Annotated in this window: 12 protein-coding genes; 6 read left to right on the top strand and 6 right to left on the bottom strand. The window is 73.1% G+C overall.

Annotated elements, in window-relative coordinates:
* Positions 1-70 precede the first annotated feature (70 nt).
* From ACF9IK_RS34385 to ACF9IK_RS34375, 3 genes are all read right to left on the bottom strand, one after another.
* Positions 71-1,258 (bottom strand): XdhC family protein, encoded by a 1,188-nt coding sequence (locus tag ACF9IK_RS34385; protein WP_395297979.1) that lies wholly within the window; start codon positions 1,256-1,258, stop codon positions 71-73.
* The gene (locus ACF9IK_RS34380; RefSeq protein ID WP_395297978.1) at positions 1,251-1,994 is read right to left on the bottom strand and encodes an SRPBCC family protein; all 744 of its coding nucleotides are present in this window, start codon (positions 1,992-1,994) and stop codon (positions 1,251-1,253) included. Before ACF9IK_RS34380 ends, ACF9IK_RS34385 begins: the two co-directional genes overlap by 8 nt.
* Positions 1,995-2,114: 120 nt before the next feature.
* Positions 2,115-3,122: a LysR family transcriptional regulator gene (locus tag ACF9IK_RS34375; RefSeq protein WP_395297977.1), complete on the bottom strand. Its 1,008-nt coding sequence runs from the start codon at positions 3,120-3,122 to the stop codon at positions 2,115-2,117.
* Positions 3,123-3,294: 172 nt separating this feature from the next.
* Here ACF9IK_RS34375 and ACF9IK_RS34370 point away from each other — a divergent pair, with 172 nt between their 5' ends.
* The 6 genes from ACF9IK_RS34370 to ACF9IK_RS34345 all read left to right on the top strand — a co-directional run bounded on the left by ACF9IK_RS34370 (position 3,295) and on the right by ACF9IK_RS34345 (position 10,292).
* Positions 3,295-4,176, top strand: a complete 882-nt coding sequence (locus ACF9IK_RS34370; protein ID WP_395297976.1) for an FAD binding domain-containing protein — start codon at positions 3,295-3,297, stop codon at positions 4,174-4,176.
* A 22-nt stretch (positions 4,177-4,198) separates the two neighbouring features.
* Positions 4,199-4,702, top strand: a complete 504-nt coding sequence (locus ACF9IK_RS34365) for a (2Fe-2S)-binding protein (protein ID WP_395297975.1) — start codon at positions 4,199-4,201, stop codon at positions 4,700-4,702.
* Positions 4,699-7,074, top strand: coding sequence for an aerobic carbon-monoxide dehydrogenase large subunit (locus tag ACF9IK_RS34360; protein ID WP_395297974.1), 2,376 nt, complete (start codon positions 4,699-4,701; stop codon positions 7,072-7,074). Before ACF9IK_RS34365 ends, ACF9IK_RS34360 begins: the two co-directional genes overlap by 4 nt.
* Before the next feature lie 73 nt (positions 7,075-7,147).
* The gene (locus tag ACF9IK_RS34355; protein ID WP_395297973.1) at positions 7,148-8,086 is read left to right on the top strand and encodes an XdhC family protein; all 939 of its coding nucleotides are present in this window, start codon (positions 7,148-7,150) and stop codon (positions 8,084-8,086) included.
* Positions 8,083-9,018 (top strand): AAA family ATPase, encoded by a 936-nt coding sequence (locus tag ACF9IK_RS34350; protein ID WP_395297972.1) that lies wholly within the window; start codon positions 8,083-8,085, stop codon positions 9,016-9,018. The genes ACF9IK_RS34355 and ACF9IK_RS34350 overlap by 4 nt, the downstream gene beginning before the upstream one ends.
* Before the next feature lie 5 nt (positions 9,019-9,023).
* Entirely contained in the window at positions 9,024-10,292 is a 1,269-nt protein-coding gene (locus ACF9IK_RS34345) for a vWA domain-containing protein (RefSeq protein WP_395297971.1), read from the top strand.
* A gap of 223 nt (positions 10,293-10,515) precedes the next feature.
* Here the strand turns inward: ACF9IK_RS34345 and thrS are convergent, their stop codons facing one another.
* From thrS to ACF9IK_RS34330, 3 genes are all read right to left on the bottom strand, one after another.
* Entirely contained in the window at positions 10,516-11,835 is a 1,320-nt protein-coding gene (gene thrS, locus ACF9IK_RS34340; protein ID WP_395297970.1) for a threonine--tRNA ligase, read from the bottom strand.
* A gap of 203 nt (positions 11,836-12,038) precedes the next feature.
* Complete coding sequence (gene rox / locus ACF9IK_RS34335; RefSeq protein ID WP_395298766.1) at positions 12,039-13,526, bottom strand: rifampin monooxygenase; 1,488 nt, start codon at positions 13,524-13,526, stop codon at positions 12,039-12,041.
* 259 nt (positions 13,527-13,785) lie between these two features.
* Positions 13,786-14,517 carry a leucine-rich repeat domain-containing protein gene (locus ACF9IK_RS34330; protein ID WP_395298765.1) on the bottom strand — a complete coding sequence of 244 codons (732 nt, stop codon included), beginning with the start codon at positions 14,515-14,517 and terminating at the stop codon, positions 13,786-13,788.
* Positions 14,518-14,537 lie beyond the last annotated feature (20 nt).

Genomic DNA, 14,537 nt, shown 5'->3' with positions numbered 1-14,537 from the left:
TGGCCCTCGGCTCATCGAGCGGGCCGCCATCCTCCCTGAGGCGTGGCGAGACAGTCGGTCGGACCCGTTTTCAGCCGGCCTCCACGGGGGACGGCGGCTGCTCGTCGGCCGCGGTGGCGGTGTGGATCGGGCCTTCGGTCCGGGTGAGCGGCCGACCGGTGCCGCCCCAGCGGGCGGCGATGATCTCGGCGGCGACGGAGACTGCCGTCTCCTGCGGCGTGCGGGCGCCGAGGTCGAGCCCGGCGGGTGCCGACATCCGAGCCAACTCCTCGTCCTCCAGGCCGGCTTCGCGCAGACGGGCCAGCCGATCGCGGTGCGTTCGGCGCGAGCCGAGCGCACCGACGTACGCGAGTTGCGGCAACCGGAGCGCGATGGTCAGCAACGGCACGTCGAACTTGTGGTCATGGGTGAGGACGGCCACCACCGTACGGCCGTCGATCCGGCCCTCCGCAGCTTCCTCGGCCAGGTACTCGTGCGGCCATCGCACCACGACCTCGTCCGCGTGCGGGAAGCGTGAGGCGGTGGCGAACACCGCCCGCGCGTCGCACACCGTGACGCGGTAGCCGAGGAAGGACCCCAACTCGGCGACCGCGGCGGCGAAGTCGATCGCGCCGAACACCAGCATGCGCGGCGGTGGGACGAATGACCCCACGAACACGAGCAGTTCGCCGAGCTCGGCGAACTGCTCACCGTCCAGGCAGCGGCCCGCGGCGTCATAGTGGCGAAGCGTTGTCGTGCCGTGAACGAGCAGGCCGCGGACGTCGAGGCCCACCGCTCGGTCCAGCACGGCGGAGCCGAGGGTACCGGAGGCGCGGTCCGGCCAGACGACCAGGCGGCTCCCGAGCGCTCCGGGGCCGGCGTCCGGTCCGGTCACCACGGTGGCGACCGCGACCGGCTCACCGGCACCCAACGACGTCACCACGTCCGGAAGTTCGGGGAAGGTTCGGCTGGACACGGGTTCGACGAAGATCTGGATGGTGCCGCCGCAGGTCAGCCCCACCTCGAAGGCGTCGCCGTCGCTCACCCCGTACGACCGCAGCACCGGGCGTCCCGAGATCCGGGCCTCCTCGGCCTCTTCGTACACCGCGCCCTCGACGCAGCCGCCCGAGACACTGCCGACCACGGTGCCGGAGGCCGACACCGCCATCGCCGCACCCGGCCGGCGGGGCGCGCTCCGGAAGGTGCTGACCACCGTGGCGAGCCCGAAGCTCTCGCCCGCGCGGAACCACGGGTACACCTCGTCCAGGATGTCACGCACGGTGTCCCCCTTGCGAACGCCGGCAGGCCCGGCGCAGCCGACGCGCGACCCCGAGCAGGATCAACCCGGCGAGGACGATCGGCAGCAGGCGCTTGGCCACCGGTCCGCGGGCCGCAGCGAGCAGGTCCAGCGGCTCGCTCTCCGACGGGGCGGCCGGTGGCTCCCTCACGGGTGCGGCCGGCCCGGCGGCGGGTTCGGCAGCCGCCGGGCCGGCCGCCGGCTGCGTGGCCGACACGGTCTCGGTGGCCGGCACGGTCTCGGTGGCCGGCACGATCTCGCCCCCGGTCTCCTGCTCGGTGGCCAGTCGCTCCTCCAGACAGGCGGTGAACTGGTCCAGCAGCTTCCGGCTGATGTCCGTCATGACCCCCTTGCCGAACTGGGCCACCTTCCCGGTGATGCTGAGCCGGGTCTCGACGGTCACCCGGGTGCCGTCGCCGTCCGGGGCCAGCCGTGCGGTGATGTGCGCTTCGGCGTTGCCCTGGCCGTGCGTGTCGCGCCCGGAGGCGGTGAGCCGCACAGTGTGGTTCGCCTCGTCCAACTCGTCGAACGCTGCGGTGCCCCGGTACTGCACGGTCACCGCGCCGACCCGCACCTTGACCGTGCCGTGGAACCGGTCGCCGTCGACCTCGGTGAGCTGCGCCCCCGGCATGCACGGGGCGATCCGCTCGACGTCGGTGAAGAGCTCCCAGGCCGCTTCCGTCGGCAGGCTCACGCGGAACTCGTTGGTGAACTCCATGTGGACGGGCCTCCTTGCCCGGATCTGCCCGGATCTGCCCGGTGCCCCGAAATTCCGGCCGTCAACGTACGTTCCAACGATGACCGGCCGCCCGGCGATTCCCGCCGGACCCGTCTCCGGTCAGCTCCACAGGCTCACCCGGACGGTGGGCCGATAGTGGTCCACCGGCACACCGGTGGCCCGTGCCAGCAGGCTCTGCACGGCGGCGGGCGTGGTCACGAACCGGAACAGCGCGGACGCGGCCGGTGAGCGCCGGTCGCCTTGCAGGGCCGCCGCCCGCAGCACGCCGTTGACCGGGGTACCGGGGACGGCGACCACGGTGAGGGTGCCGCGGCGCAGCTCGTCTCGGACGAGGTGGAGCACGGCGAGCGACAGCCCGTCGCCGGCGACGGTCGCGCCCAGCGCCGCGCTGGCGCTGGGGAAGATCGACGCATCGGCGTCGCCGACGCCGTGCCGCGTCAGGAACGCGCCGCCGGGCGTCCCGGGGTCGAGCCCGCCCGGGCCGAGCAGCCAGTGCTCCCGGGACAGTCGGTCGATCGGCAGGTACAGCCGGGTGGCGCCGATGTGGTCCAGCCGGGCGCCGGCGTGGTGCGGCGAGGCAACCACCACGAGCTGGATGCGAAGGAACGGGACGTGCTCCAGAGTGTCCGGCCTCGGCTGTGCGGCGACCGCTCCGGGCTCGGCGGCGACCGGACTGATCGCGACATCCGCACGTCGGTCCAACAGCAGCTCGCCGAGCGCGGTGGACGGCACCGCGAGAGTGGTGGTCTCCGTGCCCGGGTGCCGCCGGACGAAGGCCTCCAGCAGCGGCGGGATGATCTGCTCGGCGGTCGTCTCGGTGGCGGCGACCCGCAGCGAGGAGCTGTCCGCGCCGGCCTGGCGGACCTGCCTGCGGGTCTCCTCGGCCAGGCCCACGATCTCGGCCGCGCCCGCGGCCAGCAGCCGCCCGCCGGGCGTCAGGGTGATCCCGCCCGCCGCCCGGACGAAGAGCCGGTCGCCGAGCTCGCGGCGCAGTACTGCGACCGCGCCCGAGACCGCGGGCTCGCTGACCCCGAGGGAGATCGCCGCGGCCTTGACCGAGCCGAGCCGGGCCACCGCGACGAACGCCCTGAGCTGTGTGAGGGTCATCGCCGCCTCCCGCGATAACAGGCCACCCCGTATGTCAGCCGTGGACGGCTCTTAACCATTCCCTTCAGTCGCCGTTGACCCGGGTGGCCGCCGGGGCGACAGTGCGCTCGTGCGGTGTCCGGTCCGTGCCGCGGGCCCGCCGTCGTCAGAGGCGCTGCACCAGGAGGCCGTCGTGCAGGTTCCCGCGTCATTCGAGTACCGGCGGGCAAAGAGCGTGGACGACGCTCTCGCCCTGCTGGAGCGGTTCGGTGAGGAGGCCAGGGTCATCGCCGGCGGGCACAGTCTGCTGCCGATGATGAAGCTGCGCCTGGCCCGTCCGGGGCTTCTGGTCGACATCAACGACCTGCACGAACTGGACTACGTTCGGCAGGAGGGCGCGGAGCTGTGCATCGGCGCGCTCACCCGCCACCGCGACCTGCTGGCGTCCGAGCCGGTCGGCCGGCTGTTCCCGATCTTCCACGACGCCGAACGGGTGATCGCCGACCCGCCGGTGCGCAACCGGGGCACCATCGGCGGCTCGCTCTGCCAGGCCGACCCGGCGGAGGACCTGTCGGCGGTCTGCGCGGCGGTCCGGGCGGTGGCGGTCGTGCTCGGCCACGGCGGGCGGCGCTCGGTCCCGATGGCGGACTTCTACCGCGGGCCGTACGAGACGGACGTGGGGCTCGGCGAGATGCTGGTCGAGATCCGCGTACCGGTCCTGCCGAACGCCGGAAGCGCCTACGAGAAGGTGGAGCGCAAGACCGGGGACTGGGCCATCGCGGCGGCCGGCGCCGCCCTGTCGCTGGCGGACGGGCTGATCGGCACGGCCGGCGTCGGGCTCGCGGCGGTCGGGGTGTCGGCCGTCGGCTACCGGCGCGCCGAGGAGAGCCTGGTCGGGCGCGAGCCGTCCGGGGAGGCCTTCGCCGAGGCCGGCCGGATCGCCGCCGAGGACTGCGATCCGGTCACCGACACCCGCGGCACCGCCGCCTACAAGCGGCACCTGGCCGGCGAGCTCACCGAACGCGCGCTTCGCAGGGCCGCCGAACGGGCCCGGCAGGCCGCGACCACGGCGTGAACGGACGGAAGGGACACTCGCGATGCAGGTCACCATCAACGTGAACGGCGAGGACCGCACGGCCGAGGTGGAGGCCCGGCACCTGCTGGTCCGCTTCCTTCGCGACGACCTGGGCCTCACCGGCACCCACTGGGGCTGCGACACCAGTAGCTGCGGTACCTGCGTCGTGCTGTTCGACGGCGAGCCGGTCAAGAGCTGCACGATGCTGGCGGCCATGGCGGCCGGACACCGGGTGCGCACCGTGGAGAGCCTGGAGACCGCGGACGGCCTCGACCCGGTCCAGCAGGGGTTCATCGAGCAGCACGGGTTGCAGTGCGGATTCTGCACGCCGGGCATGATGATGACCGCCCGCGCACTCCTGGACCGCAATCCGGACCCCACCGACCAGGAGATCCGCGAGGCGATCTCCGGCCAGCTGTGCCGGTGCACCGGCTACTTGAACATCGTCCGCGCGGTCCGGTGGGCCGCGCACCACCCGGCGGAGGCCGCCGTCGCCGCCGATGCGAGCACGGGGAGCACGCCATGACCGCCGTTCAGGAGACCGGGTCGGCGCCCGCCGAGGAGCGCCCGATCGGCTACGGGCGGCTGAAGCGCAAGGAGGACCCGCGGTTCGTCCGCGGCAAGGGCCACTACGTGGACGACGTGCAACTGCCCGGCATGCTGCACGGCGCCGTGCTGCGCAGCCCGCTGGCGCACGCCCGGATCGTGTCCGTCGACACCTCGGCAGCCGAGTCGCACCCCAAGGTACGGGCGGTGATCACCGGTGCCACCCTGGAGGGGCTGGGCCTGGCCTGGATGCCCACCCTGTCGATGGACACCCAGGCGGTGCTGGCCACCGACAAGGTCCGCTTCCAGGGTCAGGAGGTGGCGTTCGTCGTCGCCGACGACCACTACGCGGCACGCGACGCCATCGAGCTGATCGACGTCGAGTACGAGCCGCTGCCCCCGGTGGTCGACGCGCGGCACGCACTGGACGCCGACGCTCCGGTGATCCGGGACGACCAGGAGGGCCGCACCGACAACCGCATCTTCGACTGGGAGGCGGGCGACGAGGGGGCCACCGACGCGGTGTTCGCGCGTGCCGAGGTGGTCGTCGCCCAGCACATGCTGTACCCGCGCGTGCACCCGGCCCCGCTGGAGACCTGCGGCTGCGTGGCCGACATGGACCCGGTCGACGGCAAACTCACCCTCTGGTCCACCACCCAGGCGCCGCACGCCCACCGCACCCTGTACGCGATGGTCGCCGGCCTGCCCGAGCACAAGATCCGGGTGATCTCCCCCGACATCGGCGGCGGCTTCGGCAACAAGGTCCCCATCTACCCCGGCTACGTGTGCGCGGTCGTGGGCTCGATCCTCACCAAGAAGCCGGTCAAGTGGGTCGAGGACCGCTCCGAGAACCTGATGAGCACCGGCTTCGCCCGCGACTACCACATGCACGGCGAGATCGCGGCGACCCGCGAGGGCCGGATCCTCGCCGTCCGGGTCAAGGTGATCGCCGACCACGGCGCGTTCAACGGGACGGCCCAGCCCAGTAAGTTCCCGGCCGGCTTCTTCCACGTCTTCAGCGGCTCGTACGACATCGAGGCCGCCCACTGCGCCGTCACCGGCGTCTACACCAACAAGGCTCCCGGTGGTGTCGCCTACGCCTGCTCGTTCCGGGTCACCGAGGCGGCGTTCCTGATCGAGCGGCTGGTCGACTGCCTGGCGGACGAACTGCACGCCGACCCGGCCGAGTTGCGGATGAAGAACCTGATCCGGCCCGAGCAGTTCCCGTACCGGAGCAAGACCGGCTGGGAGTACGACTCGGGCGACTACCAGACCACCCTGCGCAAGGCGCTGGATCTGGCCGGCTACGAGGCGCTGCGCCGCGAACAGGCCGAGCGCCGGGCGCGCGGCGAGCTGATGGGCATCGGGCTGTCGTTCTTCACCGAGACCGTCGGCGCCGGGCCCCGCAAGCACATGGACATCCTGGGCCTCGGGATGGCCGACGGCTGCGAGCTGCGGGTGCACCCGACCGGCAAGGCGGTGGTGCGGCTCAGTGTCCAGAGCCAGGGCCAGGGGCACGAGACGACGTTCGCCCAGATCGTCGCCGAGGAGCTCGGCATCCCGCCGGAGGACATCGAGGTGGTGCACGGCGACACCGACCAGACACCGTTCGGGCTCGGCACCTACGGCAGCCGCTCGACTCCGGTCTCGGGCGCCGCGGCGGCGGTGGTGGCCCGCAAGGTCCGCGACAAGGCGCGGATCATCGCCGGCGCCATGATGGAGGTCTCCCCCGACGACCTGGAATGGGAGAAGGGCCGCTGGTTCGTCAGGGGCGACCCGACGGCCGCGAAGACGATCCAGGAGATCGCGCTCGCCGCGCACGGCGTGCTCGAGCTGCCCGAGGGGGTGGAGGGCCATCTCGAGGCCACCACGGTCTACAACCCGCCCAACCTCACCTTCCCGTACGGCGCTTACCTCTGCGTGGTGGACGTCGACCCGGGCACCGGCGTGGTGAAGGTGCGCCGCTTCGTCGCGGTCGACGACTGCGGCACCCGGATCAACCCGATGATCATCGAGGGACAGGTGCACGGCGGCCTCGCCGACGGCGTCGGCATGGCGCTGAGCGAGATCATCAGCTTCGACGAGGACGGCAACTGCCTGTCCGGCTCCTTCATGGACTACCTCGTGCCCACCGCGCTCGAGGTGCCGGCCTGGGAGCTCGGCTACACCGTCACACCGTCCCCGCACCACCCGATCGGCGCCAAGGGCGTCGGAGAGTCCGCGACGGTCGGCTCGCCCGCAGCGGTCGTCAACGCGGTGATGGACGCCATCGGCGTCCGGCACGCCGACATGCCGCTGACCCCCGGGCGGGTGTGGCTGGCGATGCACGGAGGTGTGGAGGCACCGCAGTGAGTGAGCGAAGCGAGGCCACCGATCGGATGGCGCCTGCGCGCGAAGCGCCTGCCGGGTTGTGCGAGGCGGCCGCATGAGTGCAAGCCTGGTCCTGGAGCGGCGGATGGCAGACCTGACCAACAGTCATGTGCCTTTCGTCAGGGCCACCGTGGTGCGCGCGCTGCACCCGACCAGCGCGCAGCCGGGAGACACCGCGCTGGTCCTGGAGGACGGCCGGATCGAGGGTTTCGTCGGCGGGGTCTGCGCCGAGGCGACCGTCCGCGTGCAGGCACTGAGGCTGCTGCGCAGCGGCGAGTCGCTGCTGCTGCGGATCTCGCCCGACGCTCCCGCGGAGCCGCAGGAGGAGGGTGAGGCGGGCACCCTGCTGGTCGCCAACCCCTGTCTGTCCGGCGGCGAGTTGGAGATCTTCCTGGAGCCGGTGCGGCCCGCCCCGATGGTGCTCGTGCTCGGCGACACCCCCATCGGCCGATGCCTGGTCGCGCTCGGTGCCGGGCTCGGATACGACATCCGGACGGCCGCCGAGGAGGTCACCGCGGAGGAACTCGCCGACGTGGCGGCCGTGGTCATCGCCTCCCACGGACGGCAGGAAGAGGGGCTGCTGACCCGCGCCGCGCGGGCCGGGGTGCCGTACGTCGCTCTGGTCGCGAGCCGCCGTCGCGGCGCCGCCGTGCTCGACGGCCTCGACCTCACCACCGCGCAGCGGGACCGGATCCACACGCCGGCCGGGCTGTGGATCGGCGCCCGCACCCCCGGCGAGATCGCCGTATCGATCCTGGCCGAGCTGGTCGCCTCGCGGCACGCCCTGTCGGTCCACACCGAGGAGGCCGCCGCCGGGCCCGCGCCGCCCTCCGACGAGCCGCTCACCGCGCTCGACCCGGTCTGCGGTATGACCGTCGCCGTCGCCGCCGACACCCCCTACTCGGACGCCCGCGGGCACCGGCACTGGTTCTGCTCGACCGGCTGCCGCGACCGCTTCGAGGCCGAGACCGCCCAGCCCGCGGAGGTACTGTGACCGAGGCCGCCCCGTCCGGGACGGCCGAGTCGGCCCGGGCGGCAGTCGCACGGGCCGTACCGGACCCGCCGACCCTGCACGCCTCGCTGGACTCCCTCGGCTACCTCGCCGACCCGGGCCTGACCACCGCGCTCTACCTCGCGTTGCGCCTGCCCCAGCCGTTGCTGCTGGAGGGCGAACCCGGCGTCGGCAAGACCGAGGCCGCCCGCGCCCTGGCCGGCGTCCTCGGCAGCCCGCTGATCCGGCTGCAGTGCTACGACGGACTCGACGCCGCCGAGGCGCTGTACGAGTGGAACTATCCGCGCCAGCTGTTGAGCATCCGGCTCGCCGAGAGCCAGGGTGTGGCGCTGGCCGAGGCCGACCTCTTCACCGATGCCTTCCTGCTGCGCCGCCCGGTACTCGCCGCGCTGACCCACCCGGGCCCCATGCCCGCGGTGCTGCTGATCGACGAGATCGACCGCGCCGACGACGACTTCGAGGCCTTCCTGCTGGAGGTGCTGGCCGAGGCCAGCGTCACCATCCCGGAACTGGGCACCGTGCGCGCCACCGTCACACCGGTTGTCGTACTCACATCGAACCGCACCCGCGACCTGCACGACGCCCTCAAACGGCGCTGTCTCTACCACTGGATCGACTACCCCGACACCGAACGGGTCGTCGAGATCGTGCGCCGCCGCGTCCCCGGGACCACGCCCTCGCTCGCGGCCGACGTGGCAGCGTCGGTACGCCGGATACGCACCCTGGAGGTCCAGAAGCCGCCCGGCATCGCCGAGAGCATCGACTGGGTCGGCGCGCTCACCCTGCTCGGCGTGGAGCGACTCGACGCCGACGCCGCCGACCGGACCCTCGGCGTCCTCGTCAAGTACCGGGAGGACGTCGACCTGGTACGCGATCGCGGGCTCGCCTGGCTGGTCGGCGGACCCGAGAACTGATCCGCATGGCCGCACCGCCCGCCGGACTCCCGCACTTCGACCGGCCCGCCTTCGCCGCACACCTCGGTGCCGCGCTGCACCGGGCGGGCGTCCCGGTGACACCCGAGCGTTCGGGCCGATTCCTCGACGTACTGCACCTGCTGCCGCCCGTGGACCCGCCGACGCTGTACTGGGCGGCCCGGCTGGCCTTCGTCACCGACCGGGAACAGATCGAGGCGTTCAACCGCGTCTTCGCCGCGCTCTTCGGCGGACAGGCGGACCCGGCCGACAGCCGGGGATCCCCCGACAACCCGCCCCTCCCGGGCCTCGAACCCGGACCCGGCACACCCGACACGACCCACGCGGCCGCCCCCGCACCGCCTCGCCCCGCGGCCGCGACCCCGCCGAGTGGCCCGCTCCACCGGGACGCCCCCGACGATGCGCGTGAGCGACCGACCCGCACCGGCATTGAACGGCTGGTCGGCAGCACCGCCGAAGCGTTCGCACAGCAAGACTTCGGCACCTTCGGACCGGGCGAACTGGCAGAGCTGGAGCGACTGTTGGACAACCTCGTGATCAGCGTCCCACTGCGCCGCACGCGCCGCCGCCAGGCCGACCGGCGGGGCCGCCACATCGACCTCCGCCGGAGCCTGCGGCGCAGCCTGCGAACCGGCGGGGAGACCGTCCGGCTGGCACGCTCGCACGGCCGGCTGCGCCGCCGACCGCTGGTGCTGCTGTGCGACGTCTCCGCCTCCATGGAGCCGTACACCCGCGTCTACGTGCGGTTCTTCTCCCGGCTGTGCGCACGGGCGGGGTCCGGGGTGGCCGCGGAGATCTTCGTCTTCGCCACCCGGTTGACCCGTCTGACCCCGGCGCTGCGGCACACGGCTCCGGATGCCGCACTGCGCCGGGCGAGCGGGGCCGCCCCCGACTGGTCCGGCGGCACGCTGATCGGGCGGGCGCTAGCGGAGTTCAACAACGGCTTCGGGCGGCGCGGCATGGCCCGCGGCGCGGTGGTAGTGATCTTCTCCGACGGCTGGGAGGGCGAGGACCCGTCAGCCGTCGGCCGGGAGACGGCCCGGCTCAGCCGACTCGCCCACCGCGTCGTCTGGGTCAACCCCCGCAAGGCTGCGCCCGGTTACGCCCCGCTCGCCGCCGGGATCGCGGCAGCGCTCCCGCACTGCGACGCCTTCGTGAGCGGGCACACCCTCGCCGCGATGGCGGACGTCTTCGACGCCATCGCCGGCCGCCACCCACTACGGACAGGCACACAGCCCCGGAGAGACAGCGAGTGACATGGGCGGCTCCGACTGCACTGCAAGGATGCGGCACCGAACAGGGCGCTCCGGAGCATCCGCCACCGCTCACACATCGCGAAAGCCAGTTCGGCAATCCGCCGGGGCCGGGCCGCCGGGCCCCGTTCGAACGGCGTGCACCCCGCCCCGGCGGACCTGACGCACCGCACGTCCCCGCCAGTCGTACGTCCACGACGGCATGGACTCCGGGCCCCGGAGCCCGTCACGCACCCGCGCCCACCGGCCCGCCGGCCCAGAGCTCGGCACTGCACGCTCCCACCAGCGCACCGATCCCGTCCAGCACCTCCCCGGCGGGCAGCGGATCCAGGCGGCGGCCGTCGCGCAGACGCAGGGCCACCCGGTCGTCGACCGCCTCCCTGGGGCCGATGACCCCCTGGTACGGCACCAACCGCGCCTCGCGGATCCGGGCACCGAGGCTGCCGCGCTCGGGTCCGGCGACCTCCACCCGGAGCCCCCGGTCCAGACATCGCTGCCGGAGCCGTTCGGCCTGCGCCGCCTCGGCCTCGGAGAGCGGCAGCAGGACCAGCTGGGTGGGCGCGAGCCAGGCCGGGAAGGCGCCTCCGTGGAGCTCGATCAGGTGCGCGACCACCCGTTCCACGCTGCCGATGACGCTGCGGTGGACCATCACCGGGCGGTGCTTGGCACCGTCCGCGCCGACGTACTGCAGGCCGAACCGCTCCGGCTGGTGGAAGTCGACCTGCACGGTGGAGAGGGTGGACTCGCGGCCGGCGGCGTCGGCGATCTGGACGTCGATCTTCGGGCCGTAGAACGCGGCCTCGCCCTCGGCGGCCTCGAACGGCACTCCGGACCGCTCCAGGACGCCGGCCAGCAGAGCGGTGGCCCGCTCCCAGAGCACCGGGTCGGCCACGTACTTGCCGCCCGCGCCGGGCAGCGAGAGGCGGTAGCGGACGGGCCTGATGCCGAGCGCACGGTGGGCCTCCCGGATCAGCTCCAGTGCGGCCACAGCCTCGTCGGCGGCCTGCTCGGGGGTGCAGAAGACGTGCGCGTCGTTCAGCTGGATCGCCCGCACCCTGGTCAGGCCGCCCAGTACCCCGGACAGCTCGGAACGGTACATGCCGCCCAGCTCGGCCATCCGCAGTGGGAGCTCGCGGTAGCTGCGGGCGCGGGAGCGGTAGATCAGCGCGTGGTGCGGGCAGAGGCTCGGCCGCAGCACGACCTGCTCCGAGCCGAGGTCCATCGGCGGGAACATGTCCTCCCGGTAGTGCGCCCAGTGGCCGGAGATCTCGTAGAGCTCGCGTTTGCCGAGCACGGGCGAGTACACGTGCCGGTAGCCGGCCCGCCGTTCGCGCCCGCGGACGAACTCCTCCAGGGTGTGCCGGATCGCGGCGCCGTCCGGCAGCCAGTAGGGCAGGCCGGAGCCCATCAGCGGGTCGGTGTCGAACAGGTCGAGGTCGCGGCCGAGTCTGCGGTGGTCGCGCGAGGCGACGTCAGCGGCGGCTTCGACGGCTTGCCCGTCGGCGTTGGCGGCGGCGTTCCTGGCGGCGTTGACGGCGTCGTTCATGGCGGTCGGTCTCCACTCGGGTCGGGATCCGCGGGCGAGTGGCGGGACCGGTACGACGAAGCCCCGGGGCACTCGCCCCGGGGCTTCGGACTTGGTCAGCAGTCAGCGCGCCGGGACTCTCTCCGGCGTCGTCGTGAGGACGGCAGCAGCGCGCTTCATGTCACCCACGCTAGCAGGCGGGCGGCGTCCCCCGCGATCACTTTTCACACGGCGGCGCCGAACCATGTGGGCAGCGCACCGGCCAGGTCCTCCTGGTCCTCGCCGACCCAGGCCACGTGTCCGTCCGGCCGCAACAACACCGCAGGCACGTCCAGTTCCGCTCCGACGTCGACGACGTGGTCGACCCGGTCGGCCCAGCCCTCCGCCGAGAGCCGGCCGGTCCGGTCGAGCAGGAGTCCGCGGCCGCCGTGCATCAGCTGGTAGAGGCGACCCCGCTTCAGCTGCACGTCCCGCATCCGCCGGCCCAGCAGTTCGTGGCCCCCGCCGAAGTCGTAGCGGACCCCGACCGCGGTGATCATCTCGGTCACGTACCGGTTCGCCTCCTCGATGTCCATCAGCCGCGACAACAGTTCCCGCAGCGCGGCCGGCCCCGGGTCGGGGCCCAGCAACGTCATCTGCGCCCGGGTGTTGTCCAGCACGCGGGCGCCAACCGGGTGCCGCTCGGTGTGGTAGCTGTCCAGCAGCCCCTCCGGCGCCCAGCCGTCGACCTCTGCGGCCAGCTTCCAGCCGAGGTTGAACGCATCCTGGACGCCCAGGTTGAGGCCCTGCCCGCCGGTCGGCGGGTGAATGTGAGCCGCGTCGCCGGCGAGCAGCACCCGGCCGACCCGGTAGCGCTCGGCCTGCCGGGTGGCGTCACCGAAGCGGGAGAGCCAGCGCGGCGTGTGCACGCCGAAATCGGTGCCCGCGACGGTCCGCAGCTGCTGCCGGAACTCCGCAAGGGTCGGCGGGACCGCGCGATCCTCGGCCACCCCGTCGGCGGGCACCACGATGCGGTACACGCCCACCTGCCCGTCCACGTCCGGGACGGCGCCGAAGCGCAGCTGGGTCCGACGGACCTCCGCCACGACGGCCGCGATCACCGCCGGGTCCTCGGTCGCCTCCATGTCGCCCAGAAGCGTCTCGACCGTGGACGGCTCACCTGGGAACGCGATGCCGACCTGCCTGCGCACCCCACTCCGTCCGCCGTCGCAGCCCACGAGGTAGCGCGCGCGCAGCCGCACGTCTCCCCCACCGGCTCCGCCGTCATCGGCCACGCCCCCGCCTGCCGGGGTACCCGTACGCGCCAGCTCGACGGTCACCCCGTCCTCGTCCTGGTTCACCCCGACCACGTCGCAGCCGCGCCGGATCTCCGCACCCAGTTCGAGGGCCCGCTCGGAGAGCAGCCGCTCGGTGACCGCCTGCGGAACGGTGAGGCCGTACGGGTGGGCGGTGTCCAGCGTCTCCGGCCACGGCTTGTGGATGCCGCCGAAGAAGCCGCCGACCTGGAACCTCTCGCCGACCGCGAGGAACCGGTCCAGCAGCCCGCGCTGGTCCATCAGCTCGACGCTGCGCGCGTGCAGGCCTCGCCCGCGGGACTGCGCGGACCGCTCGGCGAGCCGCTCCAGCACGACCGTGCGCACGCCGTGCAGTCGCAACTCGCATGCCAGCATCAAACCGGTCGGCCCTCCGCCGACCACGATGACGTCGATCATCACAAGCCCCCGTTCCACGAGATCGGTCCTCAGCCGACCACCTTGCGCGCAGCCCGGATGCACGCAAACCTGGCCAATCCGGCAATTCCGCAGGTTCCGGCCGAGGCCGACCATTCTGCGCCCCAACCCGGGCCTTGCCACAAGCCCCCCGGTGCGCTATAGGTTGGTAGTGGCAAGGAGTTCAGGACTCCTTGCCACTACCGTCTCCGGCCGCTGCGGACGGGTTCCGGCTCCTCGCCGCCCGGCGTTGGGCGCCGCCTCAGTGCAGGACCGTGCAGCCGCGGTTCGTCAGGGCTGTGCGGAGGGCGGGCGGGAGCACCACGTCGTTCCAGCGCAGGTCGAGCTTCTCCAGGGCGGGCAGCTCGGCCAGCCAGTCCGGCAGCGCGGTGATCCGGTTGCCCCGCAGGTCAAGTCGGCGCAGTCGCGGCAGTGCGGCCAGGACGTCCGGGATCTCGGTGAGGGCGTTGTCCCGCAGCTCCAGCTCGCGCAGCTCGGTCAGCCCGGCGGCGGAGGGCGGCAACGCGGTCAACGCGTTTCCGCGCAGCCAGAGTTCTCGCAGACGGGTCAGCCGGCCGAGGGTGTCGGGCAGCGCGGTGAGCCGGTTGTTCTGCGCCCGCAGCTCGACCAGGGCGGTCATGTCGCCGACCGAGTCGGGGAGTTCGGTGAGCCGGTTGTCGCCGACATTGAGGTAGCGCAGGGCGGCGAGGCGGCCGAGCCCGTCCGGGAGCCGGGTCAGCGCGTTGTCGTGCAGGTAGAGGAAGTCGGCCAGGCCGGTGAGGTCGCCGAGCTGTTCGGGCACGGCGGCGAGCGCGTTGTGCCCGAGGTCGAGGGTCCGCAGCCGCTGCAACCGGCCGATGCCGGGCGGCAGTTCGGTCAGGCCGGTGTCGGCGAGGATGAGCACGGTCAGGTCGGTGCGCTCCCAGACGGTCGCGGGCACCTCGCCGAGCCGCTGCCGCCAGAGGCTCAGGGTCACGTCGGTCACGTCACCCATGTCGCCTGTGTCGCCCGTGT

Origin of the sequence: Kitasatospora hibisci (assembly GCF_043950205.1) — a bacterium.
GTDB lineage: Bacteria > Actinomycetota > Actinomycetes > Streptomycetales > Streptomycetaceae > Kitasatospora > Kitasatospora hibisci.
The sequence above is the reverse complement of the archived record's forward strand: the minus strand, read 5'-3'. Positions and strand labels throughout refer to the sequence as shown.